25 protein-coding genes are annotated in these 25,783 nt (G+C 59.4%); 11 read left to right on the top strand and 14 right to left on the bottom strand.

Annotated elements, in window-relative coordinates; all coding sequences use genetic code 11:
* Positions 1-22 precede the first annotated feature (22 nt).
* Positions 23-643, top strand: coding sequence for an LbetaH domain-containing protein (locus tag ACR0AA_RS11390; RefSeq protein ID WP_480662910.1), 621 nt, complete (start codon positions 23-25; stop codon positions 641-643).
* A gap of 155 nt (positions 644-798) precedes the next feature.
* Here the strand turns inward: ACR0AA_RS11390 and phnF are convergent, their stop codons facing one another.
* Positions 799-1,509 carry a phosphonate metabolism transcriptional regulator PhnF gene (gene phnF / locus ACR0AA_RS11385; RefSeq protein ID WP_480662912.1) on the bottom strand — a complete coding sequence of 237 codons (711 nt, stop codon included), beginning with the start codon at positions 1,507-1,509 and terminating at the stop codon, positions 799-801.
* A 103-nt stretch (positions 1,510-1,612) separates the two neighbouring features.
* Between phnF and phnG the strand changes: the two genes are divergently transcribed.
* The 8 genes from phnG to ACR0AA_RS11345 are packed head-to-tail and all read left to right on the top strand — an operon-like array spanning position 1,613 to position 7,198.
* A complete protein-coding gene (phnG, locus tag ACR0AA_RS11380) occupies positions 1,613-2,071 on the top strand; it encodes a phosphonate C-P lyase system protein PhnG (protein ID WP_480662914.1) in 459 nt (152 codons plus the stop codon).
* The gene (gene phnH / locus ACR0AA_RS11375; RefSeq protein ID WP_480756096.1) at positions 2,071-2,646 is read left to right on the top strand and encodes a phosphonate C-P lyase system protein PhnH; all 576 of its coding nucleotides are present in this window, start codon (positions 2,071-2,073) and stop codon (positions 2,644-2,646) included. The genes phnG and phnH overlap by 1 nt, the downstream gene beginning before the upstream one ends.
* 3 nt (positions 2,647-2,649) lie before the next feature.
* Positions 2,650-3,741 (top strand): carbon-phosphorus lyase complex subunit, encoded by a 1,092-nt coding sequence (locus tag ACR0AA_RS11370; RefSeq protein WP_480756095.1) that lies wholly within the window; start codon positions 2,650-2,652, stop codon positions 3,739-3,741.
* Positions 3,738-4,334 (top strand): HAD family hydrolase, encoded by a 597-nt coding sequence (locus ACR0AA_RS11365; RefSeq protein ID WP_480662920.1) that lies wholly within the window; start codon positions 3,738-3,740, stop codon positions 4,332-4,334. The genes ACR0AA_RS11370 and ACR0AA_RS11365 overlap by 4 nt, the downstream gene beginning before the upstream one ends.
* The gene (locus ACR0AA_RS11360; protein WP_480662922.1) at positions 4,331-5,191 is read left to right on the top strand and encodes an alpha-D-ribose 1-methylphosphonate 5-phosphate C-P-lyase PhnJ; all 861 of its coding nucleotides are present in this window, start codon (positions 4,331-4,333) and stop codon (positions 5,189-5,191) included. Before ACR0AA_RS11365 ends, ACR0AA_RS11360 begins: the two co-directional genes overlap by 4 nt.
* Positions 5,188-5,958, top strand: coding sequence for a phosphonate C-P lyase system protein PhnK (gene phnK / locus ACR0AA_RS11355; RefSeq protein ID WP_480662924.1), 771 nt, complete (start codon positions 5,188-5,190; stop codon positions 5,956-5,958). Before ACR0AA_RS11360 ends, phnK begins: the two co-directional genes overlap by 4 nt.
* Positions 5,959-5,969: 11 nt before the next feature.
* Positions 5,970-6,653, top strand: a complete 684-nt coding sequence (gene phnL, locus ACR0AA_RS11350) for a phosphonate C-P lyase system protein PhnL (protein WP_480662926.1) — start codon at positions 5,970-5,972, stop codon at positions 6,651-6,653.
* Positions 6,650-7,198, top strand: a complete 549-nt coding sequence (locus tag ACR0AA_RS11345; protein WP_480662929.1) for an AAA family ATPase — start codon at positions 6,650-6,652, stop codon at positions 7,196-7,198. Before phnL ends, ACR0AA_RS11345 begins: the two co-directional genes overlap by 4 nt.
* On the opposite strand, the gene ACR0AA_RS11340 is transcribed toward ACR0AA_RS11345, so the two are convergent.
* A complete protein-coding gene (locus tag ACR0AA_RS11340; protein WP_480662931.1) occupies positions 7,180-7,863 on the bottom strand; it encodes a DUF1045 domain-containing protein in 684 nt (227 codons plus the stop codon). The two genes, ACR0AA_RS11345 and ACR0AA_RS11340, sit on opposite strands and share 19 nt — an antisense overlap.
* Positions 7,864-7,915: 52 nt before the next feature.
* On the opposite strand from ACR0AA_RS11340, the gene ACR0AA_RS11335 reads away from it, so the two are divergent.
* Positions 7,916-9,055 carry an alpha-D-ribose 1-methylphosphonate 5-triphosphate diphosphatase gene (locus ACR0AA_RS11335; protein WP_480662933.1) on the top strand — a complete coding sequence of 380 codons (1,140 nt, stop codon included), beginning with the start codon at positions 7,916-7,918 and terminating at the stop codon, positions 9,053-9,055.
* On the opposite strand, the gene ACR0AA_RS11330 is transcribed toward ACR0AA_RS11335, so the two are convergent.
* The 7 genes from ACR0AA_RS11330 to ACR0AA_RS11300 are packed head-to-tail and all read right to left on the bottom strand — an operon-like array spanning position 9,056 to position 15,550.
* Entirely contained in the window at positions 9,056-9,532 is a 477-nt protein-coding gene (locus ACR0AA_RS11330) for a class I SAM-dependent methyltransferase (protein WP_480662935.1), read from the bottom strand.
* A 14-nt stretch (positions 9,533-9,546) separates the two neighbouring features.
* On the bottom strand, positions 9,547-10,299 hold the full coding sequence (locus ACR0AA_RS11325) for a polysaccharide deacetylase family protein (RefSeq protein WP_480756094.1): 753 nt from the start codon (positions 10,297-10,299) through the stop codon (positions 9,547-9,549).
* Positions 10,296-11,438 (bottom strand): glycosyltransferase family protein, encoded by a 1,143-nt coding sequence (locus ACR0AA_RS11320; protein ID WP_480756093.1) that lies wholly within the window; start codon positions 11,436-11,438, stop codon positions 10,296-10,298. Before ACR0AA_RS11320 ends, ACR0AA_RS11325 begins: the two co-directional genes overlap by 4 nt.
* Complete coding sequence (locus tag ACR0AA_RS11315) at positions 11,435-12,019, bottom strand: histidine phosphatase family protein (RefSeq protein ID WP_480662941.1); 585 nt, start codon at positions 12,017-12,019, stop codon at positions 11,435-11,437. Before ACR0AA_RS11315 ends, ACR0AA_RS11320 begins: the two co-directional genes overlap by 4 nt.
* Positions 12,016-13,092 carry a glycosyltransferase family 4 protein gene (locus ACR0AA_RS11310; RefSeq protein ID WP_480756092.1) on the bottom strand — a complete coding sequence of 359 codons (1,077 nt, stop codon included), beginning with the start codon at positions 13,090-13,092 and terminating at the stop codon, positions 12,016-12,018. The genes ACR0AA_RS11315 and ACR0AA_RS11310 overlap by 4 nt, the downstream gene beginning before the upstream one ends.
* Entirely contained in the window at positions 13,092-14,339 is a 1,248-nt protein-coding gene (locus ACR0AA_RS11305; RefSeq protein WP_480756091.1) for a glycosyltransferase, read from the bottom strand. Before ACR0AA_RS11305 ends, ACR0AA_RS11310 begins: the two co-directional genes overlap by 1 nt.
* On the bottom strand, positions 14,336-15,550 hold the full coding sequence (locus ACR0AA_RS11300) for a glycosyltransferase family protein (protein ID WP_480756089.1): 1,215 nt from the start codon (positions 15,548-15,550) through the stop codon (positions 14,336-14,338). The genes ACR0AA_RS11305 and ACR0AA_RS11300 overlap by 4 nt, the downstream gene beginning before the upstream one ends.
* Before the next feature lie 365 nt (positions 15,551-15,915).
* Here ACR0AA_RS11300 and ACR0AA_RS11295 point away from each other — a divergent pair, with 365 nt between their 5' ends.
* The gene (locus ACR0AA_RS11295) at positions 15,916-18,291 is read left to right on the top strand and encodes a mechanosensitive ion channel domain-containing protein (protein ID WP_480662948.1); all 2,376 of its coding nucleotides are present in this window, start codon (positions 15,916-15,918) and stop codon (positions 18,289-18,291) included.
* Positions 18,292-18,379: 88 nt separating this feature from the next.
* Here the strand turns inward: ACR0AA_RS11295 and ACR0AA_RS11290 are convergent, their stop codons facing one another.
* From ACR0AA_RS11290 to ACR0AA_RS11270, 5 genes are read right to left on the bottom strand one after another with little or no spacing between them, the layout of a single operon-like run.
* Positions 18,380-19,735, bottom strand: a complete 1,356-nt coding sequence (locus ACR0AA_RS11290) for a CoA transferase (protein ID WP_480662950.1) — start codon at positions 19,733-19,735, stop codon at positions 18,380-18,382.
* Positions 19,732-20,886 (bottom strand): ABC transporter permease, encoded by a 1,155-nt coding sequence (locus ACR0AA_RS11285; RefSeq protein WP_480662952.1) that lies wholly within the window; start codon positions 20,884-20,886, stop codon positions 19,732-19,734. The genes ACR0AA_RS11290 and ACR0AA_RS11285 overlap by 4 nt, the downstream gene beginning before the upstream one ends.
* Entirely contained in the window at positions 20,883-21,911 is a 1,029-nt protein-coding gene (locus ACR0AA_RS11280) for an ABC transporter permease (RefSeq protein WP_480662954.1), read from the bottom strand. The genes ACR0AA_RS11285 and ACR0AA_RS11280 overlap by 4 nt, the downstream gene beginning before the upstream one ends.
* Positions 21,912-21,925: 14 nt before the next feature.
* Complete coding sequence (locus tag ACR0AA_RS11275; RefSeq protein WP_480662955.1) at positions 21,926-23,833, bottom strand: ABC transporter substrate-binding protein; 1,908 nt, start codon at positions 23,831-23,833, stop codon at positions 21,926-21,928.
* The gene (locus ACR0AA_RS11270) at positions 23,826-25,598 is read right to left on the bottom strand and encodes an ABC transporter ATP-binding protein (RefSeq protein WP_480662957.1); all 1,773 of its coding nucleotides are present in this window, start codon (positions 25,596-25,598) and stop codon (positions 23,826-23,828) included. The genes ACR0AA_RS11275 and ACR0AA_RS11270 overlap by 8 nt, the downstream gene beginning before the upstream one ends.
* Positions 25,599-25,783: the final 185 nt, after the last annotated feature.

Genomic DNA, 25,783 nt, shown 5'->3' with positions numbered 1-25,783 from the left:
CATAGTTAAGGACAAACAGACCATGGCGCGACTGCGTTTAGACCAGCCGTTCATCCATCCGGAGTGTCAGATCACCGCCAGTTACTTCGGCGAATTCGTCGAAATCGGCGCTGGGACCCGTGTGGCGAATTCGACTTTTGGCGACTATTCCTACTGCGACCGTACCTGTGACATCGCCAATGCGGAAATCGGCAAGTTTGCCAACATCGCCAGCTTCACGCGGATCGGTGCAACGGATCACCCGATGGAGAAAGCGTCGTTGCACCATTTCCTCTATCGCTCGGCCGACTATTGGGACGATGCGGAAGACGACGCAGAATGGTTCGAGTGCCGCGCCAGCCGCATAACTCGGATAGGCCACGATACGTGGATCGGTCACGCGGCGATCATAAAGCCCGAAGTGACCATCGGCCACGGTGCGGTCATAGCTTCGGGTGCGGTCGTCACCAAGGATGTGGCACCATATACCATCGTAGGCGGTGTCACGGCTGAGCCGATCCGGGGCCGGTATCCGAAAGGCGTGGCCGAGCGTATGATAGCTTTGGCCTGGTGGGATTGGGACAATGCCCGCCTGCGCGCGGCTCTGCCGGACTTCCGTGCATTGAGCGCGGAAGCGTTTCTGGACAAGTACGAAACGGTTTGAACGGCCGTGAGGCGAAAACTCCCGCGCCCGCGTCCGCATCGGCTGCGCCGACGCGACCTGGCGGCCTTGGGCTCGGCGCCGCGCTTTGCGCGGCGCTATGCCCAACGGGATGAGCCCTCCGTGAGGAGGTCGAAGAGGGGCGGGAGCGTTGCCGCCTAATCTTCGTTCAAGGTCAGGGTAACCCGGTCTCCGGCAAAAACAGTCCGTCCGAACTCAACAGGCAACCCGTTTGGGTCCGCGTTTATTCCAACAGAATAGAGAACCGGCGTGCCTTCGGGCAGGCGCAGGTGCAGAGCTTGGGTCGCCGTGGCTGCGCGGGCAGTCAGGCGCGTTGAGATACGTGTGTAGTCCGCAACACCGCATTGCTGCAGGGCTTTGGTCACGGACTGAGTGTCTGACAGGGCTTCAAGAATTTCGGGCAGGCGTTCTGCGGGGAAGACGCTTTGAAACAGGCCGATCGGCTGCCCGTCGGCGAGGGAAAGCCCGTCATAGACATGCACAGGATCACCAGCGGCAATCTGTAATGCCTCGGCTTCGGTTCCATCCGCTGTGCGCGTGGTCAGGGTCAGGATTTTCTTTCCGGGAATCTTGCCACTGGCCGAAATACTCTTGTGGTATCGCACGCGTCTACCAATCGCATAGTCGGTTGGTTGTGCGGCCACAAAAACACCGGCGCCGCGGCGGGCATGAACCAGGCCTTGTTCGGCCAAATCTGACAGGGCACGTCGCACCGTGTGGCGGTTGACCCCATGTTTGGCGGCCAGTTGCGCCTCGGTCGGCAGGCGATCACCAGTGTTATAGCGGCCTTCGGCGATGTCGGATGTCAGGCTCAACGCGATGCCTTTCCAGACGGGTGTTTTTCTCATGTCATCAAAACTTCACAAGGATGCGGATTGCGAGTCGCCGTGGTGGGGTGTAATATTTGTCTAGTTGTATAGATCAAGTAGACAACCCGGCCAAGAGGCTTTGATGGCAGATCAGACAAATATTGAGAATGCAGCACGGCAGGGCTGGATGGGCCTGCTGGCGCGTGCACCCGAAGGGGCGCTGATGGCGCTTTGGGACAAATACGAAGCTTGTCCAGATTTCGAGTGGCTGCGCAGCCCCGAAGTCGGTGGCGTGATGGTTCGCGGGCGCACAGGTGGTACCGGCGCACCGTTTAACCTTGGAGAAATGACCGTCACGCGCTGCTCATTAGTACTGAACGACGGAACAGTCGGGCACGGATATGTGCAAGGCCGTTCCAAGCCCAAGGCCGAGGCGGCCGCGCTGATCGATGCCTTGATGCAGACCTCGGCTGCAGATGCTGTTCGTGCGCAGGTGATCGCGCCGCTCAACGATCAAATGCAGGCCGCCAAAATGGGCCGAGCGGCCAAGGCCGCAGCAACGAAGGTCGAGTTTTTCACCATGGTCAGGGGAGAGGATTGATGAGCACGCAGTCCCAGTTTTCGGGTGGGTTTCAGAACGCGCCGGTCGATGCCGCCCACGCGTTTCGTGCCGCCATGACCGTGATGGCCCGGCCGGGCGAGATCCGTCACGTCACCGGTGGCCAGCCGCCAGAACCCCTTTCGGTCGCAGCGGGAACTCTGCTGCTGACACTGTGCGATCCGGACACAAAGGTTCATCTGGCGGGCGCAGCTGATACGGATGCCGTACGCCATTGGCTGACCTTTCACACAGGGGCGCCTCTCTCGGCGCCTGCGAACGCAGATTTTGCGGTCGGGACTTGGTCGGAACTTGGGCCATTGAGCACATACCGTATCGGGACGGCAGAATACCCGGACCGGTCAACAACCCTGATTGTTGAATGTGACGACCTGCAACAGGCAGGAGCTGTCTTGCGCGGTCCGGGCATCAAAGACACGGCGCGCCTGACCTTGCCGGACGTTTCGGCGCTGCAGGTCAACGCGGCTTTGTATCCGCTGGGGAGTGACTTCTTTTTCACGTGCGGTGACAGGGTTGCAGCCCTGCCGCGCAGCACGCAGATCAGTTTGGAGGTCTGAGCGATGTATGTAGCAGTCAAAGGTGGTGAAAAGGCCATCGAAAACGCGCATGCCTGGTTGGCCGAGGAACGGCGTGGGTCGACCGATATTGCCGAACTGAGCATCGCGCAAATCCGTGAGCAACTCAGTCTGGCGGTCAACCGAGTTATGGCCGAGGGCTCTTTATGCGACCCCGATCTGGCTGCGCTGGCGATCAAACAGGCGCGCGGCGATCTGATCGAGGCGATCTTTCTGATCCGGGCCTATCGGACCACGTTACCGCGATTTGGGTATTCCAATCCGGTTGAAACAGGCGAGATGGCCTGTGACCGCCGTATCTCGGCCACGTTCAAAGACGCGCCGGGCGGTCAGGTCCTTGGACCAACGTTCGATTACACACACCGGTTGCTGGATTTCAAACTGGCCGCCGACGGTGAAGTTCCAGCCGCGCCCGAGGGGCAACCTCGCATGGAAGCAACGCCGCATATCACCGAATTCCTCAAGGGAGAGGACATTATTCAGGATGATCCAGTCAGCAATGCGACGCCTGGCGACCTGACGCGTGAACCGATGGAGTTTCCGGCGAACCGCCCCCTGCGCCTGCAATCGCTGACACGCGGGGACGAAGGGTTCGTGTTGGGCATGGCCTATTCGACCCAGCGCGGCTACGCCCGCAACCACGCCTTCGTGGGCGAATTGCGCATCGGAAAAGTCGCGGTTGAGATGGACATCCCCGAGCTGGGTTTCGCCATCGAGATCGGTGAAGTCGAACTGACCGAATGCGAGACGGTGAACCAGTTCAAAGGATCCAAGACCGAACCGCCGCAATTCACGCGCGGATATGGGCTGGTATTCGGCCAGTCGGAACGTAAATCCATCGCGATGGCTCTGGTCGATCGCGCCCTGCGTTGGGAAGAGTTGGGTGAGGACAATCTGGGCGCTCCTGCGCAGGATGACGAATTTGTCCTCAGCCACTCAGACAACATTCAGGCCACCGGTTTCCTCGAACATATCAAGTTGCCGCATTACGTGGATTTTCAGTCCGAGCTGGAACTTGTCCGCAAACTGCGCCGTGAGGCCGAAGAGCGGATCACACCGAAGGAGGCTGCGGAATGAAGGCTGTCGTTTTTGATATCGGTGGAGTGTTGGTCGACTGGCAACCCCACCTTGCTTGGGCTGAAGAGTTGGGTTCAGAAGAGGCTGCGCATGCGTTCATTGAACGCACGGATTTCCTGGCCCGCAATGCCCGCGGAGATAGCGGCGAACGCTTTGCCGATCTGGCACTGGAGCTTGAGGACCCGCGGGATCAAACCCTGTTTGCGGCTTATGTCGAACTATACACGCGTACCGTCGAAAACCCGATCCACGGTACATGGGATGTGCTGGACCGGCTCAAGATGCGTGGAACTCCGGTTCATGCCATCACCAACTGGTCAGCTGAAACATGGCCGGAAGGGTTGAAGGTTCACCCGCGTCTTGGCGAAGTTTTCGGAACTCTTGTCGTTTCGGGGCAGGAGTGTGTGATGAAGCCCGATGCGCGGATTTTCGAACTGCTTTGCGAACGGGCAGGTATCGCGCCTCAGGACTGTGTGTTCATCGATGACGGTTTGCACAATGTCGAAGGCGCGCGCGCTGTCGGCATGGACGGCATACACTTTACCACTCCGCGAGCGTTGGAGGTTGAGTTGACCGAAAGAGGTTTCCTATGAGCGAGTATAATTTCGCCTATCTGGATGAACAAACCAAACGAATGATACGCCGTGCCATTCTCAAAGGGTTGGCGGTGCCGGGTTATCAGGTGCCGTTCGCCAGCCGCGAAATGCCGATGCCCTATGGCTGGGGCACCGGTGGGGTGCAGGTCTCGGCAGCGACCCTGACGCCCGAGGATACGTTCAAGGTGATCGATCAGGGTGCGGATGATACGACCAACGCCGTTTCTATCCGTAAGTTCTTTGAAAACACCGCAGGTGTTGAGACCACGGAAGAGACCGAGAAGGCAACGGTCATCCAGACACGCCACCGTATCCCCGAGGCTAAGCTGCGCGGGGATCAGATCATCGTCTATCAGGTGCCGATCCCGGAGCCTCTGCGCTTTCTGGAGCCGCGCGAGACCGAGACGCGAAAGATGCACAGCCTCGAGGAATACGGTTTGATGCACGTAAAGCTGTATGAGGATATCAGCCAACACGGTGCGATTTCGACCGCCTATGCCTATCCAGTGAAGGTGTCGGACCGCTATGTCATGGACCCGTCGCCGATCCCGAAATTCGACAACCCCAAGCTTGAGATGGACGCGATCCAGCTATTTGGCGCGGGGCGCGAGCAGCGGATTTACGCGGTGCCGCCGCATACCAAAGTCGTGAGCCTCGATTTCGAGGACTACCCGTTCGAGGCGACCAAGGCCAATCATCCCTGCGACCTATGTGGGGCCGAAGACAGCTATCTGGACGAAGTGATCATGGATGACGCGGGCAACCGGATGTTTGTCTGCTCGGATACCGATTATTGCCGGTCGCGCCGCGAGGCGGGCCAAGTAGGCCGACTGGCCGAGGAGGACGCGGCATGACCCCCCTGTTGCAGGTCAAAGGCATCGAGAAACGCTATGGCGCGCGGATCGGGTGCACGGATGTAAGCTTTGATCTCTATCCCGGCGAGGTGATGGGGATCGTGGGTGAAAGTGGCTCGGGCAAGTCCACCTTGCTGAATTGTATGGCCGGGCATCTGGAACCTGACGCCGGGCGGGTGGTCTTTGACACACGTGCCGATGGGCCGGTGGATACGGTCACCATGTCCGAGCCCGAGCGCCGGATGCTGAGCCGAACGGACTGGGCCTTTGTGCACCAACATGCCCGTGACGGTCTGCGGATGTCGGTCAGCGCTGGCGGTAATATCGGTGAACGCCTGATGGCCGTCGGCGACCGCCACTACGGCGCCATCCGGGACCGCGCGATCGACTGGCTGGGGCGGGTCGAAATCGACGAGACCCGCGTGGATGACCGCCCAACAGCCTTTTCTGGCGGGATGCAGCAGCGGCTGCAGATTGCGCGTAATCTGGTGACCGGACCGAGGCTGGTGTTCATGGACGAACCGACCGGCGGGCTGGATGTCTCGGTACAGGCACGTTTGCTGGATCTGCTGCGCGGGCTGGTTCGTGAGATGGGGCTGAGCGCCATCATCGTCACCCATGATCTGGCCGTGGTGCGTCTGTTGGCGGACCGGCTGATGGTCATGAAAGGCGGTCATGTGGTCGAAGCCGGGCTGACAGATCAGGTTCTGGACGATCCGCAACATGCCTATACGCAACTGCTGGTCTCCAGCGTTCTGCAGGTTTGAAGGTGAAGGCAATGATTGAACTCAAAGATGTCAGCAAAAGCTTTACCCTGCACAATCAGGGCAGCGCAGTTATTCCTGTGATGACAGGTGCGACACTGAAAGTGGCGCCCGGCGAGTGCGTTGCCCTGACAGGGGCATCAGGGGCGGGGAAATCCACGCTGATGCGGGTGATCTACGGAAATTACCTGGCCGCTTCGGGGCGGGTTCTGGTCGACGGGCTGGACGTTGCGCAAGCTGAACCTCGCGAAATCCTTGCGCTGCGGCGCGAGACCTTGGGCTACGTCAGCCAGTTCCTTCGTGTTGTACCACGGGTTCCAACGCTTGAGGTAGTGGCCGAACCTTTGCTGGCCATCGGCTGTGATAGACAGGTTGCGCTGGACAAGGCCGCGGGGCTGCTGGCGCGATTGAACATTCCAGAGCGTCTGTGGACCCTCAGCCCGACCACCTTTTCGGGGGGCGAACAGCAGCGGGTCAATATCGCGCGCGGATTTGCGCATGAATATCCTGCGATGCTGTTGGATGAACCCACAGCGTCTTTGGACGCACAGAACCGCGAAACAGTGCTGTCCCTGATCGAAGAGGCCAAGGCGCGCGGCGCTGCGATTGTGGGAATTTTCCATGACGTCGAAGCGCGTGACCGTGTATGTGACCGCGAGATTAACGTCTCGGATTTTACTCCGGGGATCGCTGCATGAGCCTTGCTCCGGTCATAGCGGTCGTTGGACCATCGGGTGTTGGGAAGGACAGCGTGATGGAAGCGCTGGCCGCGCATGCGCCGGGGATATCTCGTGTTCGTCGCGTGATCACCCGCCCCGAAGGTAAAGTGGGCGAGGATTTCGACCGGGTCTCGGTCGAAATCTTCGAGCAGATGGTGCTGGACGGCGCGTTTGCGCTGCACTGGCCGGCGCACGGATTGCTGTATGGCATCCCAAAAGAAATCGCAGCGCAACGGCAAGAGGCTGATGCTTTGTTGGTCAACCTGTCCCGATCGATGCTGATGCGGGCGCAGGAGGTTTTTGGTGATCTGATCGTGATCTCTCTGACCGCTGACCCCGAGGTGCTGGCGCAGCGCCTTTCCTTGCGCGGACGGGAAAGCGCCAGTGATCAGGTGCGCCGCTTGGGGCGGGCTGGCATTCCTTTGCCGGAGGGGTTGAACCGCGTGATCGAGGTCGACAATTCAGGGCCGCTGGACGTCACGATAGACACCATTCTCGCCCGACTTCAGCCGGAAAGGGCATAGCGATGGATCAGGTGAAACCGGCCATCTTTGGCTTCGCCCATCAGAGCGAGATCCTTGATCTGAAACGGTTCGGGCAGCAGCGGGACCAGTTGGTCTTCCAAAGCCGCCTGAACGGTGCTCAGTGTAGGCTTGTCCAGCCTGCCGCTGAGAGTGATGTGAAAGCGGAACATATCCATCACGTAGGGATATCCCCATCGAACAAGATTGGCGTCTTGTTCGGGGGTCAAACCGGTCGCGCGCCGACGCGCCAGTTCAGCCTCGGGCGCAGGGGCGCGAAAACGGTCCAGATCGCGGACGCAAGCCGCCGCCAGGTCGTTCAGCCCGTCCGAGTCGCCTGTCGGCCGCAACGCCAGAAAACGACCCAGCCGGGCAATTTCGACTCCGTCCAGGGTCACTACAGGCCGAGATTCTGCCAATCGTTCGCACGCGTCTTTCAGGTCGCCCAACGCCTGCCCATCATTGAGGCGAAACGGCGGCTTCATCGTCGCATGCAGCCCATATTTTCGCGGAACTTCGGTCACGGCCGAAACGTCCACGCCGTCAACGACAGGGTGCGCAACCTCGTTCCCGGATTCCATGTCCCATCCCAGCCATTGGGTTGCAAATTTCGTCCATTCGGCCTCGGCCGGTGGCGCAAAATAGATCGCGTATCGCGTGAATGTCACATTGGCCTCCTATGCGTGGCCTTCCCAATAGCTCAAACGTTGTGAAATTCAGATGACAGAAGAAATGATACTTGCCAATGCCACACTTGTTCTTCCGGATGAGACGGTGACAGGCAGCGTTCGGATTGTGGGTGATACCATTGCTGAGATCGCCACCGGCGCGACAGTTCCGGCGGGCGCGACGGATTGCGAGGGCGATTACATCTGTCCTGGTCTGGTTGAGCTGCACACCGACAATCTGGAACGGCACATCCAGCCGCGTCCCAAGGTCGACTGGCCGCACGCTGCCGCGATCCTGGCGCACGACGCGGAACTGGCGAGCACAGGGATCACCACTGTGTTCGACGCAATGCGGATCGGTTCGATCCCATCCGGCAACCGTTACAAGAAATACGCTCGTGGACTGTCACAAGAACTGTGGGACCTGCGCGAACAGGACGCGCTGAAGATCAGCCATTTTTTGCATCTGCGCGCCGAAGTGTGCTCGGAAACGCTGGTGGATGAGCTGGATGAATTTGGTCCCGAGGACCGGGTCGGGCTTGTTTCACTGATGGACCACACACCCGGACAGCGCCAGTTCCGCGACATGTCGCAGCTTGAAGCCTATATGAAGGGCAAGCACGCGATGAACGACGATGACTTCCTGCAACATGTGGCGCAGCTCAAGGCGCTGCGGGACCGGTTCGGTGACAGGCACGAGATCGAAACCGTTAAGGCCGCAAATCGGTTCGGCGCAATGCTCGCCAGCCATGATGACACGACGGAGGGGCAGGTCCGCGTGTCGGCTGGGCACGGCATCACCTTGGCTGAGTTTCCGACTACAGTTGAGGCCGCACGCGCCTGCCATGATCACGGCATCAAGGTGATGATGGGCGCGCCGAACGTGATCCGGGGTGGGTCGCATTCCGGCAATGTCGCCGCGCAGGAACTGGCCGAGCTTGGCCACCTCGACATCCTGTCTTCGGACTACGTGCCGGCCGCCCTGCTGCTGTCCGCTGCGCGCCTGGGCGAGATGTGGGGCGATTTCGCCCGCGGTATGAAGACCGTGACAAAAACACCTGCCGAGGCTGTTGGATTGGATGACCGGGGCGAGCTGCGGGCAGGCGCACGCGCGGACGTTATCCGGTTCCGCATGCGCGAAGGCGCACCGGCACTGAATGGCGTCTGGTCGCGCGGGCGGCGCGTGGCCTGATCAGGCCCTGTAGAACAGATAGCGATCCGGAGCGATGGTGTCCGGGCCGCCGATCTGGTCAAAGCCAACCAGAGGCTGGCCCGAGATCAGCAGACCCCCGGGCAGCACTACTTGTGCGATCAAAGGGCTGAGGCGCGCCGCTTCGGCAACGTCCTCATCCTTGACGCCGCGCCCGAAATCGTAATGCGCCATGGCGATCGTTGGCCCACCCTCGGCCAGTTTCTGCAGCATCGGTTCGGCCTCGCCCTGCAGAAAGTCCTCTGCCGGAGGCGTACTGGACGGATGACATTGCAGCACGCGGTCCATTACCCAGATTCTTCGGTTCGGCAGGATTTCCCGCAGATGGTCGTAGGTGCGGCCGTTTCCAAGGCCCATGTCCAGCACGTCGCCATCCATGTCGGCAATCTGATCAACTGCCCAGTTCAGACCGTCGCGTTGGGCAGTCAGGCGGCGCAGCATGGAATCCAGTCGGCTCATTCAGGTCTCCGTATTCAATCGCGGGCTACCGACCAGACAAAACCCGGGCCTTTCATAAGCCGGTGCAGCAGGTCGTGAGAAAAGGTCCAGATGTCCTCATCATGAACCAGATGGTGGGTCAAGATACCAAAGGGTTCCGTGTTGTCTGTACGGCCCTCGCGGCGGTCGCGCAGCAGCTGAACCGTTTTGGCGATCAGCGTCTCGGGCGCGGCCAGTCCGCGGGTTCCACGCCAGTCAATCGGATCCAGGTGTGTGTTGATCTGATCCAGCCCCGGGGCGGCCTGCGGGCTTGGTCTTGGCGTCGCGGTCGACAGGATGCGATACCCTGCGGCGGGCAACTCCTTGACAACTTCGGGCGCGATGCGGTTCCAGGGGGGGACGAACATGGGGCACAGCTGATCTGCGAACAGCGTGCGCATGCGCGTAGTCCCGGATTGCGCGTCTTGGACGATTTCGGACAGAGGTCGATGCAGGCGAAACTCGGATTTCTTCTCGCCTTTAGGCGCGTGGTTCTGATGTGCCCATCCATGAACAACAGGGATCAGGTTCGGTCGGGAGGATACGTATTCGACAAGCCCGTCTTCGGCATCGCGTGGAATGATGGCCAGATGAACCGGTACGCCCAGCTTATCCGACATCGCGGAAAGCCGATCCAGGTGTGGCGTCGTTGAAACGGCGTCATCGTCGCGCCACCATATCGGCAGAGCCAGCCCTTGCTGGTGCCAGACTTCAAGCTCTGCGGTCAAAGGGCTCCAGTCTGCAATCATGTGCGCTGCTCCCAAAGCCTTTTCGCAATCTGAACGGATTGCGCAGCACCATCGAAACCATGGGTGGAAACCGGGCGCGGCCCGGAAGCAATTACTTCGCTGACGGCCTGAAACAGGGCTTCCCCGTCCAGGGATTTACTTGGCAACACGCCTATTGCCGAAAGGTCCGATAGGGTTTGGCCGCGCAGGCTTTGCTCGACTTCGTTGCCGTCGTCAAACGGGATGAAAACAGCAGGTATCCCAGTCTGCAGAATGTCCAACGCAGTGTTGTAGCCGCACATGCTGACCGAGGCCGCTGCATGGGGCAGCATGTGTCGGAAATCGGGGCGCACGGGTCCCAATATCACTGGGAGGTCACCCGCCAGTTGCGCTAGTTGTTCAATACGCGCCTGTGCGTCCTGCCCGCCCACCAACAGGCGCCAGCGCCTGTTGGGCATCTTTCGGGCGGCCTCGATGGCCGCGCGAAAGATTGGCTGACCTACCGATCCGCCACCGGCGCTGACCAGCACTTCGTCCCTACCTATCGCGTTTGCGTGTGGGGTCGGGGTGGGTGGAGCCACGAAACCGGTGTAAAACAGGCGATGTGCCAATTGCTCGGACACTGGCCAACTGACGTTCAGGGGCACGACATTCTGATCCGAATGTACAAGGACGCCGTCGTAATGCTCCAGAATGGTTTTTTCGGCCCGTTCAGCCTTCGAGGGTTTGGACGGCGGCGCCAGAATGTCCCGGATCGATCCCAGAATGACCGGGCGCGGGTTCATGTTCCGGGCTGTCTCCAATGCTGCCGTGAATTCAGCGGCCAGTGACCGTCGACCGAATGGGTAAAGCTCTGTGATCAGAACGTCTGGCTCAAAGGTGCGAATGGCCTCGACCAATGCGGTTTTTCGCGCCTCGAAATAGTCGGGATCGGCGACCGTTCCTTCCTGAGTCAGTAAGCGGGTGAATTCTGTACCATCCGAACGCAGTGGCGGCAGTCCCAACATTGTCATTTTGGTGCTGTCCAGTTGCGGGGCAGGCATTCCGCCGGACACAATGAAGGTTTCGTGCCCATCCTGAACAAAGGCTCGGCCCAAGGTCAAAGCACGGCTGAGATGCCCGGTGCCCAGCAAGTGGGTCACAACGATCATGACCTTCATTCGGGAGCCTCCTGTCGCAGCAGCCGGATCGGCTCGGGGTAGGCGCAGAAGCTATCAAGATCGATGATGTAAAGGCGGTTTCGTTTGATTTTGAAGGGTGCAGGGCCTTCGAAATTCCAACTCCATGCCCCGGCTAATATCACGCGCATGATACCAATGTGGCACACGGCCACCGTGTCGCCCTGCAACCCGTCCAGCCACGGCTGCAGCCGTACCCGGACTTCTGCAGGGCTTTCGCCGTTCGGGGGGCGATAATCCCAACCCCAGTCCTCAATATGGCGGTAACCGCTGTCCGCGTCGGCAATCAGGTCGACACCGCGTTTACCTTCCCAATCGCCCCAGTTCATTTCGGTCAACGCTTCGGAAACGCTGGGTTCTTGCCCTGCCACCAAACGAGCTGTTTCGCTGGCGCGTTGCAGTGGGCTGGACCAGAGAGCCGCCGCACCCCACGGTTCGGGCAGTTGATAACCTGCCAGTTCCGTTCGGGCATCGGCATCCAATGGAATGTCGCTGCGTCCCTGAATGCGGCCCGCGCGGTTCCAATGCGTGTGACCATGGCGCAAAAGGGCAAGCTGGCTCATGAAATGGTCTCCGTCAAAGGTCGGGCCGCCTGCCAGAACCGGTCGGTTGCGCCGGGCATCAGGTGGCGTTCGGACATACGTTTACGGGCCTCGTTGCCCAACGCGCGGCGTGTTGCGATATCTTCAAGCAGCACCCGTATTCTGGCGGCCAGGCCTTCCGCTCCGGCATCGACGGACGGATACTCAGCAGGTGCCAGAACGTCTCGTACACCGGGTCTGTCCTGCGCGACGACGGGTACACCATTGGCCTGAGCCTCCAGATAGACCATGCCATAGGCTTCGTTGACGCCGGGCCAGACCAAAAGTGAAGCGGTCGCGTAAACAGCCTGCAGGGTTTCGCGGTCCAACTGGCCAAGAAACCGGACTTTAGACCCGAATGGGGCCATCAGGCCTTCGACTTCGGACCGGGCAGGACCGTCGCCTGCGATATTCAAGGTCCAATCGCCGGACAGCCGCGTCAGTGCCTGCGCCAGCAGTGTATAGGAGGCAAATTTATCACCGTGCCGCATCATCCCGACAGCCAACATTGGACCTTCGCAGGTTGACGCAGGCGGCAGGTTATCCATTGGCAGGAATGGCGGCAGTTCGACCAAACTCTGATCGCCGAATTTTTCGCGCTCCAAAGTAATAAGGTCGTTGGTCGTATGGTAAAAAATGATCCGAGCGGCGTTGCAGGCGTCATGTGCGGCCTGCGCGAACCCTGCCCATGGACCGTGCAAACGACTGGTCGCGCGGGTGCTTTCCAATTGAACATAGGGAATATTCCGCGCGGCGCACACCTTTGGGCCCAGCAGGTCGGGTGCCTTGTAATAGTTGTGGTACGTCACCCACAAGGCCGTGTCCGTGGGCAAATCTACAATTACACGCTGCGCTTCAGTGTCGGCTTCGGCTCGTAATTTAGATTGAACCTGAGCGTCGCCAGATTTGTCGTAAATGCGCAACCGGGACACCAGATCGATCCGATCCCCCTGTGCCGCAATGGCCTGCATCAGATTTCGCGCCATTTCCCTGTCGCCCGAAGGCACCGGGCTGTCCGGTGATTTCATCGGAGAGTAAAAGGCGACGCGGGCCATCAGCCTCTGTCCGCGCCCAGCGCACTCAGGCGTTTGGATAAAAGAGCAATGCCGGGATCCATGCGGAACTCGGCAATCAGGCGGTCATAGGCAGCCGCCGCCATCGCGGCCGAGCGTTCGGGATTGGTCGCCATTTCCGTTATGGCGGCTGCAAGAGCAGCCGGACTGTCATCCGACAAAAGCCCATGTACGCCGGTGTCGATGAATTCGGGAATGGCGGAAACCGGAGTCGACAAAACGGGCAGCAGCTGAGACGCGGCCTCCATCAAGACATTCGGCAAACCGTCCCGGTCGCCGTCTTCCGCGATCCGGCTGGGAAGCACGAACAGATCAGACTGGCGCATCGCTTCGATAACCTCGGGTTGATCGCACGCCCCTTTCCAGGTGATCCGATGCGATATCCTGGCGGCTTCGGCCCTGTTGCGCAGCGCATCGCCAAGCGCGCCGCCACCTATATGCGTCCAGTGCCAGTCCAGCGATTCCGGCAGAAGCGCGAAAGCATCTATCAGGTGGTCGAACCCCTTTTTCTCGACAAGGCGGCCAACCGAAACCATGTGAAACGGTCCCTCTGGTTTCCGGGCCTCTCGGGTTGGGGGAGCAGGGAAGCGGTCCAGATCCAAACCGTGGTAGATCAGGTCGACCCGCGCCGGGTCGTCGGCCAGACTGCGCAGGTGCTTGGCCCCGATTGCGGTGCAGGTCGCGCCGAAGGCCGCGCCGTGGGTGTTGGCTTGCAGTTTTTCCGCCTTTTCCCAGTCGGGCGAGGTCCAGATGTCCTTGGCATGTGCGGCAAAGCTCCAGGGCAGGCCGCGCATGATGGCCGCGTAGCGAGCGACCGAAGATGGAGTATGCATGAAATGCGCATACATGACCCGAGTTTCTTGGGGTAATTCGGTGGCCAGAACGCAAGCCTGCCCAAACCGTCGGATTCGGTTATGCGTCGGATCACGGCGCAGATCTGCGCGCCAGACATCATAGGCCTCGGCGTATCCAGGCAGGGTTTGCGCGATGCGACGCCCGGCCCAGACGCGCTCAGGTTCCTCATACAGGTATTCGGGCAGATAGTGCACGTTCCCGTTGAAACGATCATGCAGCGGGTGACGCTTGATGTCCGTTGGGTGGCGCAGGGACCAGATATCAAAGCTGTGGCCCGCGTCCTGCAGGGCGACCAGTTCCTGAGCGATGAACGTCTCGGACAGGCGCGGCCACCCTTTGACCAGCACCGCGAGCTTAGGTTTTGCTGAAGTCATCCGGTGGCCCGTTCCCGTTCCCTGCCAAGCAGCGCGTCAACGCGGCTTGTTACATAGTCCAGGCCGTCCAGCAGGCCTTCGCGGATTGCTTGGGACGGCAATGGCTGATGGGGCAGGTTACGGATAGCCTGTATCATGGCATCCGCCGACAGCCCGTCGCGGTTTTCGTCCAGCATCCGAACAAGCCCCAGATCTTCGGCTCGGGACGCCCTGATCCATTGCTCTAGGCGCGGGGTCGTGCGTGGAACGATGACAGCACGTTTGTCGAACGACAGGACCTCGCAAAAGGTGTTGTATCCACCCATGCAGACCACCCCTGCGGCCCCGGCAAACAGCGTTTCGATCTGGGATTCGAAACCGACGGCTGTGACCCGACCGTTGAGTGCAGCAACTCGTGTCTCAAACTCTTCGCGCAGTTCGCCAGCCAGAAAAGGGCCGTAAACAAGTACGGCGCGCGGCGACAATGTTGGGTCTTTCTCATAGGCGGACAAGACCTGATTGACCATGGCTTTGCCGTCACCGCCGCCACCGGGCGTAATCAGGATGTATGGCTGTTCCGGCGGTTCGCCGACCGGCCCCAGATCTCGCCGCAGATAGCCGGTCCAATGGATACGCGACTGCGCGGCCGGGCTGAGCGGTAGCCCTTGGGTGGGATCATAAATCGAGCGCAGCCCATAGACCCAGATTTCGTCATAGTATCGCTCGGTTGCTTCGATGGCCTCTTTCCGCTCCCATTCGGCCGCCAGAACCTCGGGTTCATCCAGAACGTCGCGCAAGCCAAGAACCAGTTTGGCACGAGGGTTCCGCAGAAGGCTCTCCAAAGTGGGCAGAAGCTCGCTCCGAAAACCGGTCGGTTCCTTGTCGACGATCAACACGTCCGGGTCGAACTGTTGCACCGCCGTCTGGATCAGTCCCGCGCGCAGCTCGGTCACTTCCTCGATGCCCATTCCGATCGTCTGCGCGGCATAGGATCCGTCGGCGCGCTTGGTCACCCCCGGCAAGCGCACGTGATCGACGCGACGTGGAAAGGTGAACCGTCCGGCCACGGGCGATCCGGTCAGGATCAGCGCAGATGCCGACGGGTTAACCTGAGTGATCGCCCCGGCCAGCGCGCGGGAACGGCGCAAATGACCCAACCCGAACGTGTCGTGGCTGTAGAACAGAATGCGCGGCGCACGGCCGGTTATTTCTTTTTGTATTCCTAGGCTCATGCCTTCGCCCGTTTCAGTTTTGGTGCAACTCCGCGCGCTCGCACCAGTATCGTATATTTTTTCCAACCGCTTGCAAAATCACCGGTGTAACCAGTCATTCCCGGCTTTCATTGCGAATTGGTGACATTTTACCAGCCCGGTTCGAGTGCCCGCTCTGTTTTACATCAAAATGTCAACTCGTCCGCCACGCAGCCTGCGCCGGATCGGTCATATTCAGTTTTTGCCGGGTTGAAAACACTTCTATTCATAGCATGGTCTCAGGAACACGGCTTGACACGATATCGAGAAGGCAGGGGTTGATTATTTGAACCCACCAGCCGGCTTCTATAACCTGTGTGGCGAAAGACGAATTGGAAAAATACCCGATGACACGCACATTGCTGGCCGGATTAACGCTTATAATCTGGTCCTTTACCCTGACAATTGTCACCGGGGCTGCGGCGCAGACCTCGCTTATTCCTGGGTATACCTCGGGTACGGACTCCAGCAGTGCAACACCCGACGAAGGTGATCTGGCTGCGGCGATTCGTTCGGCGACCGAAGCCGGGGCCAGTGTGATCGTCATAGACAGCACCGGCCAGATCGTTTCGTCAGGCGGACAAAACACGGCTGCTGCCGGACCTGAGTCACAAGACCCGATGGGCGACGGGTCCCAGCTTATGAAGGCGCAGGAACGGTTCTCGAAGTTCCGAGAGTCGATGAATTCAAGGCTCGAGGCTTTGCCCTATTCGATCTTTGAGGTCCAATACATCCTGCGCCAAACCAGCCCGGACGGCCGGATACAAACTTATGTCGAGGTCCTGTTCTGGAACGTCTTGTTTCTGCTGATCGGCCGATGGTTGTCGATCGAGATCTATGGCAAGCGGATCGCAAAAGGCATTGTTGTTGCCCGATCCAAGGAAGATCCACAGGGTTATCGGGAAAAGATGCCGTTTCTGGTCTTCCGGTTTCTTATGGGGATCGGAGCCACGATCTTTGCAATGTTGATGGCGCTGATCGTCGGATTTCTGTTCTTCGGCGAGGCCGAGGACATTTCGATCCAGTTTACTGTCACGGCTATTTTCACGGCGTTTTTCCTGTCGCGCACCGTGTCAGACCTTTGGCGGATGGTCCTGTCCCCCTATCTCAGCCAATACCGCTTGCCGCCGTTTTCGGACCGTGACGCAAAGCGCTTGTATCGCTGGGCCTCGGCGCTGGCGACCTATGACATTACCGTGGTGCTTTTTGCGACCTGGGTTGCGGATTTTGGGCTGAACTACAACGTCTACGCGATGGTCTATGGCAGCCTGACCATGTTTGGTGCGGTCGGCAATGTCCTTATGATCCTGTTCAACGCGCGTGCCATTTCGAACGCCATTCGCGGTGGCCGGGCGCCGGATCAGGTGTCTTGGATACTTAGGTTCATTTCGTTTGCGTGGGCACCGGCGTTGATCGTGTACATGGTGTTCAGCTGGTTCAAGCTTGCCGTGGATCTGGTTTTGGAAAACCAAAACTCGATCCCGATCGTGGCCAGCAGCTATGCGATCTTCATGTCGGTCGTCATTGCCTATGGTGCCATGAACTATCTGCTCGAGCGGTACTTCGACCGAAATCGCCAGCTTGAAGAACTGAACGCCGAAACAGACGAGGCAGAAGCAGAAGCTGAGGTGATTGAGACACCGCAGTCTGAAATGAGAAAGCACTCGATCCTGACTTACGAAGATCTGGCGCGTCGAGTTGCTGGTATTCTGGCTTTTGTCGTCGGGCTGTATGCGCTGGTGGTGATCTGGAACCCGGATGCCAGCTGGAGTGAGGATCTGCCGATCGAGCGTGCGCTGGATGTAATGGTGATCCTGTTCATTGGGTATATCCTGTTCCATTTCTTCCGCATCTGGATCGACTCGAAGATCGCTCAGGAAATTGACGACGGTGGGGGTGAGGCCGAGCTGGGCGATGAAGGCGGGGAAGGCGGGCAGAGCCGCCTTGCGACGCTGTTGCCCTTGTTCCGCGGAGCCATTCTGGCAGTGGTGGTTGTGACGATCGTCCTGATTGCACTGATGGAGCTGGGCATCAATGTTAGTCCGCTATTCGCGGGTGCCGGCGTCGTCGGTCTGGCGGTGGGTTTTGGTTCTCAGACCCTGGTGAGAGACATCTTCTCGGGGGCGTTTTTCCTGATGGATGACGCATTCCGAAAGGGCGAGTATATCGACATCGGCGACGTGAAAGGGACGGTCGAAAAGATCTCGGTCCGGTCGTTCCAACTGCGCCACCATCTGGGCGCGCTGAACACCATTCCGTTTGGTGAGATCAAGGTCCTGACCAACTACTCTCGCGACTGGGTCATCATGAAACTGCCATTGCGTGTGACCTACGACACCGACGTCGAGAAGGTGCGCAAGCTTATCAAGAAACTGGGACAGGAACTGCTGAGCGATCCTGTGATCGGTGACAACTTCATTCAACCGCTGAAGTCTCAGGGCGTGATCGAGATGCAGGATTCCGCAATGATCATCCGGGTCAAGTTCATGACCAAACCGGGAGATCAGTGGTTGGTACGCAAGAAGGTCTATCAGGACATCCGCGAGTTGTTTGCCCGTGAAGGTATCAAGTTCGCGCACCGCGAAGTCACTGTGCGCCTTGCTGATGGCAAGGAGGCTGAGGATCTGACGCCGAAACAGCGCGAAGCGGTAACCGGTGCGGTGCAGGCTGCGATAGATGAAGACTATCTGGACGATATCGGCCCTGGCGGGGATGACCGCTGACCGGTGCTCCCGCCCCTTTGAGCTGCGTCTCTGACGAGACGCCGCCCAAAGCGTTGGGCCGGGCCGCGCGTTCCGCGCGGCGGTCGGTTCAGGTGGTCATCGAGGACCAGACCGCAGATGACGTGCCAAGCTTTGACGCAGGCAGGTCCCAGGACATGTTAGCAGTTCCGACGGTGAGCGCCGGTTTCAGGCGGTGACCGGGTCCCCATCCAGACGCCTCGGGCGTTGTGGCGTAGTCGGATGGCGCGGCGTTTGTGATGGGTTCTTCCTTGTCGGACTTGCTAAGAACGGCCAATAATTCGGCCGTACGAGCCAGTGAGAGCTGCCCCGACATGATCGGGTTTCCAGAGGCTGCCTCAGCCATGGCCGACAGCGTAGCGGCGGCCATCAGATACCCCGTTGCATGATCCAGCGCCTGGACCGGTAACGGCGTGGGCTTGTCGGCATTGGCCCAGTCACGGCCAGCATCTGCGATACCGGCACTCATTTGAACGAGACTGTCGAACCCGCGCCGTGTCGACCATGGTCCTTGCCACCCATAAGCGTTGAGAGTGACCTCAACCCGGTTTGGTGCAAGCTCATCCCGCTTGGCCTTTGTCAAACCCAACGCATCCAAAGCGCCAGGGCGATAGCCATGGACGAAAACATCCGCCTGAGACAGCAGATCCTGAAGTTTCTCGAGGCCCGAAGGAGATTTCAGATCGAGATAAGCGCAGGTTTTGCCTAATGAGATATCCGGAATGACCCCGGGCTCGTCCCATCCGGGTGGGTCGACGCGCAGAACTTCGGCCCCAAATCCGGCCAATGTGCGGGTCGACACCGGCCCTGCCAGAACGCGGGTGAGGTCGAGAACCCGCAAGCCTGCCAATGGGCGTTTGGCGGTGGCCTCGGGCCGGTCACGTAGAGTGATCTGACGCGGGCTCTGCCAGCCGATCAACGGATCGCGGGAAACGGCCCGCCCCTGAGGATGGTCCAACCACTCAGCTCGGCTGCGCATGGCCGCAGCTACGCCGCCCTCGGCGACGATTGCGGCTTCGAGTTCGCTTGCGGACCACGTCCGCAGCGCCTTGGATACAGCGGTGCGATCCGCCTCGACCCCTAGCACCTTGAGCGCAGCCGCGCGGTGGCGGGGCAGGTTGGTGTGCAATCTGATCCACCCGTTCGAGACCTGATAATCGCCAGCAACGGCGTCCCAGAGGCTGGGCATCTCCCAACCATCGGGTTTGAATGAAAACCCGTACCAGAGCGAGGCCAACCGGTGGTCGACGGTGATCTGGGGTGCGTCGGGGGCAAGGTTTAATGCGGTCACAAGTCGTGCCAGTTCCTGACCTACCGCGCCGAAACTGGCGGTCGCAAGCTCGGAAACAGCATAGACGCTGGGTCGAGCTCCCGTGCCGATCGTGCGATAGCTGTCCGATGCGGGAAGGGCCGAAAGCAGGGTCATTGCTGATACGGGTCCAGACTGTCGCGCAACCCGTCGCCGAGGAAGTTGAAGGCCAGCACGACGATGATGATCGGCAACATCGGGATCGCCGTCCACGGATAGATCTCGATCGAAGCGAGGTTCTGCGCGTCGTTCAACATCACGCCCCAGCTGACCGCTGGCGCCCGTAGCCCGAGGCCAAGGAAACTGAGTGCGGTTTCCCCAAGGATCATTGCGGGTATCGACAGCGTCGCCGAAGCGATCAGGTGCGACATGAAGTTGGGCAACAGGTGTTTGCGGATCACCCGACCAGAGCTGGCTCCCATCATTTCAGCGGCGCGGACGTACTCCTCTTCCCGCAGGGACAGAAATTTTGCGCGTACGGAACGGGCAAGACCCGGCCAGTCAAGAATCCCGAGGATGATCGAGATGATGAAGAACACCGCGACCGGGCTCCAGTTCGACGGGACCGCAGCGGACAACGCCAGCCAGAGCGGCAGTTCTGGCAGAGAGCGCAGGATTTCGATCACGCGGTTGATGACCCAGTCGATCTTGCCGCCGAAGTACCCGGCAATCGAGCCGAACAGAATGCCGAGGAAGAAGGAAACCGAAATCCCGATCAGGCCGACGGTTAGGGATAGCTGCGCGCCGTAGAGGATCCGGCTGAACACGTCACGGCCCAGTCGATCCGACCCCCAGAGGAACAGCGTTGCGCCTTCAGGTGCGCAGAACAAGTGGGTGTCAGACCTAATCAGACCCGCCAGCTTATACTCTGCGCCTTCGCAGAAAAACCGGATTGGGCGTGGGTCTTCGGTGTCCGGAACGAATTTCCACTGAAAGGTTTCCAGGTCAGCTTCGGCCACAATCGGATAGACATGGGGGCCGAAGAATTTGCCATCGTGGAACCAGTTGACGCTTTGGGGCGGAGCATACAGATGCTCACCGTTCCGTTCATTCGGACCGTAGGGTGCGATGAAACCTGCGAAGGGAAGCATCAGATAACAGAACAGAAGGAAGATGCCTGAGATCAGGCCCAGCTTGTGCGTCCGGAACTTGCGCCAGACCAGCACCCAGTTCGGTGCGTCCAGATCGGCACGCTCCAATTGTTGAAGGGATGCATCCGGGTCAAATGGGGCGTCGTCAACAAAGCGACCGTCGGGATGTTTGGTCATGCTTCGCGCCCCTCATACCGAATACGCGGGTCGAGCATGACCAGCAGGATGTCAGAAATCATCGTGCCGATCAGGGTCAGCAGGGCCACGAACATCAAAATGAAGGCAGACAGGAACTGGTCCTGTGTTTTCAGGGCAGTCAGCAGGGTCGGGCCGATGGTCTGCAGGCCCAGAACGACCGACACCAGAACCGACCCCGACACCATCGACGGCAGCAGGTTGCCGATATCGGCCACAAAGGGGTTGAACGCCACGCGTAGCGGGTACTTTGTCAGCATCCGCGACGGGGACATCCCTTTGGCGATTGCTGTCTCGACGTAAGGTTTACCCAACTCATCCAGCATGTTCGCACGCAAGCGCTGCATCATGGCCGAAGCGCCGGATGTACCTATGACAAAGGTTGGCACGATCAGGTGGACGAGAATAGATTTCATCTTTTCCCAGCTCATCGGCTGGCCTTCGAAGGACGGATCCATCAGACCGCCGATGGGCAGGTTGAAATAGCGGTGACCGTAATAGAACAGGATCAGCGCCAGCAGAAAGTTTGGTGTCGCAAGGCCGAGGTAACCGACGAAGGCCGAGGTATAGTCGATCCACGTCCGCGAACGCGCTGCGGCGATGACACCTAGGGGCAGGGCCACAGCGTAGACGAACAGGATAGCGGCCAAGTTGACCACGACGGTCAGCCACAGCGTATCGCCAACGATTTCGGCCACGGGTCGGTCGAATTCAAAGGACCAACCATAGTTGCCTTGCAACAGACCTTCGAAGCCGTGTGGTCCCGGCCAGAAGCCCACCCAGATCAGGTATTGTTCCCATATCGGGCGGTCCAGCGCATATTCTGCCCGCAGGAATTCGGCCTTCGCCACACCGGCCGACTGGCCCGACGCCTGCAATTCGGCGATCTGGTTGCTCAGATAATCACCGGGTGGAAGGTTGATGATCACGAAGATCAGCACCGACACCACCAGCAAAGTCAGAAGCATCGTAAAAAAGCGATACACCGCATAGCGCAGCATGACCATTTAGCTGCTCCTGCTTAGTCGGCGAAAAAGAATTCGTCGGGACGGTGAATGCCGAAATGCGCGCCGGGCTCCCACGCCCACATGGCTTGTTCCGGGACATTGCGCAGACGGTTGGAGACTACGATTGGCTGCGGTGCGCCGTTCAGAATGCCAATGGCATAAAGCTGATCGGCGTGAATGTTCAACATCTCGGTCCAAATTGCCTTGCGCTCGTCGTCTGTTGTCGCGACTTCCCAATCATGCGCCAGCTGCATCAAGCGCTCGGCTTCCGGCATGTCGGGGGCTTCTCCGACGTCGCCACTGGTCTGATAGTATTGTCCCCATTTTGGCCAGGCCAGAAACACCTGATCCGTCGGCGCCAGATAGGCCGGGGACGTGTGCGGCTGCGGAATGCCGTCATCCCAGCCGAACCAGACAGAAGCCATTGTGTTCCCCGCGAAGACACGGTTGCGCAGGATATCACGGTCCAACGGCCGCATGACAAGGTCCACGCCGATCTCGCGCCACGTATCGGTAACGATCTGCAAGGCGTTTTCGACCTCTTGCCGTTCACCGGCGGTTTCCACAATCAGTTCCATCGGGCGACCGTCCGGCAGCAGGCGAATGCCGTTCTTGTTGCGCTCGGTCAGGCCTGCTTCATCCAGCAGCGCGTTGGCCATTTTGATATCGTACTGCGCCCAGGCCTGCGCATTTTCCTCGCTGTAAAACGGTGACGCCGGCAAAACAGACATCGCGCCGGGTTGGGCCAGCTTGAAATAGAGCGCCTGGTTGATCGTCTTGCGGTCGATGGCCAGGGAAAGCGCGCGGCGTACACGGACATCGCGCAGAACCTCGCGCCAACCGTCATCGGCAAAATTCAGGTTCGGATAGATCGCGATTTGGGATGCAACGCCGGTTTTCCACAGCAAGGTCTTGTAGTTTCCGCCTGCCTCGCCCTTTTTCAGGATCGAAGCGTCACGGAACGCCAGTCCACGTCCCTGCAGATCGGTTTCACCTGCGTTGGCTTTTGCCGCGACCAGACCAGGGGCGACGATCTCCATCTCGACCACGTCGATATAAGGCAACTGAATACCATTGGAGTCGATCCGGTGGTAGTACGGGTTGCGCACGAAATTGTGGCGGATTTTCTTGCCCGAGCTGGCATTCAGCCACGGCTGCAGCGTCGGTAATTCGTGGTTGTCGAACTTGTACAGGTTATCCAGTTTGTTGTGCAGCGCGGCCCAGCTTTTGACGCGGGCGTCCTCGACCTGAAAGGCCAGTTCATCGGCATCCGCGAAGTCTTTGTGATACTGTTTCAGAAAGGCCGCCGGGCGGTAGATGAACGGCGGTCGGGCCTGCGCCAGAGATTGCAGAAAGTCCGGGTTTGGATCTTCCCACTCATAAACAACGGTGGTTTCGTCCGGGAATGTTACGGTGGGCGTTTTGCCTTCGACGATCAGAAAATCAGGCGGGCCCGAGGGGCTGAGCAATTCGTTGTTTGCGACGTTCTCCCACCAATAGCGGAAATCTTCCGATGTGAAGGGCGATCCATCGGACCACTTGTGGCCTTCGCGCAGATGCAGGGTGAATTTGCGGTTGTTCTCGTTTTCGAACGAGTCCAGCAGGTCGGGTACGATCTCATAGTCTTCGTTAAACCCAACCAGCCGCGAGTATCCGTATACAACCATCTGCCTGATGTCTTTCGACCGGGTCACCATGGTTCGCAGGGTGCCACCCGGCGTTCCGAATTCACGCCCCTTGGCGGCCAAGTCTACGACCAACGGTTCAACAGGCAGGCGTTCCGCAACCGGGGGCAGGTTTCCGGCATTTACCTCAGTTGCCCAGAATTCGCTTTCCTGCGGCGTTGGTGTTTCTGCATTTGCGGGCAGCATCCAGGCGGCCATTGCGGCGGCCAGGAACATGGGGCGAGTGGTCTTAAACATGGCATCGTACCTTATGGCCGGGCTCCATCTCTACCAGTGAAGGTACCACGGAGTCGGTAAATCGGAAGGCGTCATCCCAACTGTCTGGTGAACCTGCGCCCAAAGCAACCAGTTTCAGGTCGATGGGCCGGTTGATGTCGGGTTCCGGCTGAGCGGCAATCAGCGCCTTGGTGTAGGGGTGGCGGGGGTTATAGAACAGCGTTTCCGGCGGGGCCTGTTCGACGACAAGCCCACGCCGCATCACGGCAACTTCGTCCGCAATGCGCGCCACGACCGCGAGGTCGTGCGAGATAAACAGATAGGACAGGTTCAACCTGTCCTGCAGATTTTCCAGCAATGTCAGGATCTGTTCCTGAACCGATACATCCAGCGCCGAGGTCGGCTCGTCACAGACAATCAATTGCGGGTCCAGCATCATCGCACGCGCAATCGACAGACGCTGACGCTGCCCGCCGGAAAAGGCGTGGGGATAGCGCTTGAGCATGTCCGCATTCAGCCCGACGCGCCGCAACATCTCGATTGCTTTGTCTCGTTGCTCGGCAACGGAACCTATTGAGTGAATCTCCAACGGTTCGGTCAGGGCGTCCTGAATACGCATTCGCGGGCTGAGCGAGCTGTACGGGTCCTGAAACACCATCTGTGCCTTGCGCTGAAAGGCGGTGCGCTGGGCGCGGCTCATGTGATGGACGGTAATCGGATCTTCGCTGGGTGAGGTGCGAAACAGCACTTCACCGCCCGGATCAGGCATTTCAGCACCAAGGGCGATGCGCGCGGCCGTCGTTTTGCCCGATCCGCTTTCGCCGACGATCGCCAGCGTCTTTCCACGCGCCAGTTTCAGATCCACTCCTCTGCAGGCATGGATCAGTTTGTCGCCCTGCCAGCCTCTGCTGGACCGCATGGTGTAGGTCTTTGAAACCCCCTTCATCTCCAAAATGAGGTCTTCGTCCGGCATTGGCAGTCCGACCGATTCCTCATCGGGGATTGCCGGGGCCGCATTGAAAAGCTGTTGTGTATAGGGGTGGGCGGGGGCGCTCAGGATCGGCGCGGCCGCCCCGGATTCCATGACACGGCCCTTGTGCATAACGACAACCTGCTCGGCCATGTTGGCAACAACACCAAGGTCGTGCGTCACAAGAATAAGGGCCATTCCTGTCTCGCGCTGCAACTCCTTGATTAGACCCAGCACCTGCGCCTGTGTCGTTACGTCCAAAGCGGTTGTCGGCTCATCCGCGATCAGCAATTCCGGCTTGGACACCATCGCCATCGCGATCATGGCGCGCTGACGCATGCCGCCGGACATCTCGAAGGGATAAGAATCATAGGCGCGCTGAGGATCGGGAAAGCCTACGCGTTCGAACTGGGTCAGGACTTCTTTGCGGGCCTGTGCCTCGGATGCGCCGCGGTGTAACCACAACACTTCACTGACCTGATTGCCGATCTTGTGCAGAGGGGACAACGAGCGCATGGGCTCCTGAAAGATCATCGAAACGCGGTTGCCGCGAATATCGCGCATCTGGCGTTCGCTGATCTTGGTCAGATCTTCGAAGCCCTTCGAATCGTTCAGAGTAATCGTTCCGCTACGAATCTGTGCCGCACGCGGCAGGATGCGTAATGCGGCCCGGCATGAGATGGTTTTTCCTGATCCGGATTCACCGACCAAAGCAAGCGTTTGCCCGGCCTCGACGTCAAAGCTGACACCTTTAACAACCGAGTCGCCAGCACCAAAACCAATGCTGAGGTCTCTGACGGACAACAACGCAGTCATGCGGGTTTTCCACCCGTTCGTCCGAAGGTCGGCATCGGCGTTTTCAACTCCCTGTGTTTTTTGTCGCAGTTTCGCGCGGTTGGGGCGGTCTAGTCAAACCCGTTCTTGGGCCGAATTGTCGCGAAAATGTGAAACTCAGGCCAAATTACCTACACAAATCCTTGAAGATTTGTCATCACGTGCGG

The sequence above is a fragment of the Ruegeria sp. CE8 genome (assembly GCF_056537465.1).
Note: the sequence above shows the minus strand (reverse complement) of the source record. Positions and strands in the feature narration are given on the sequence as shown.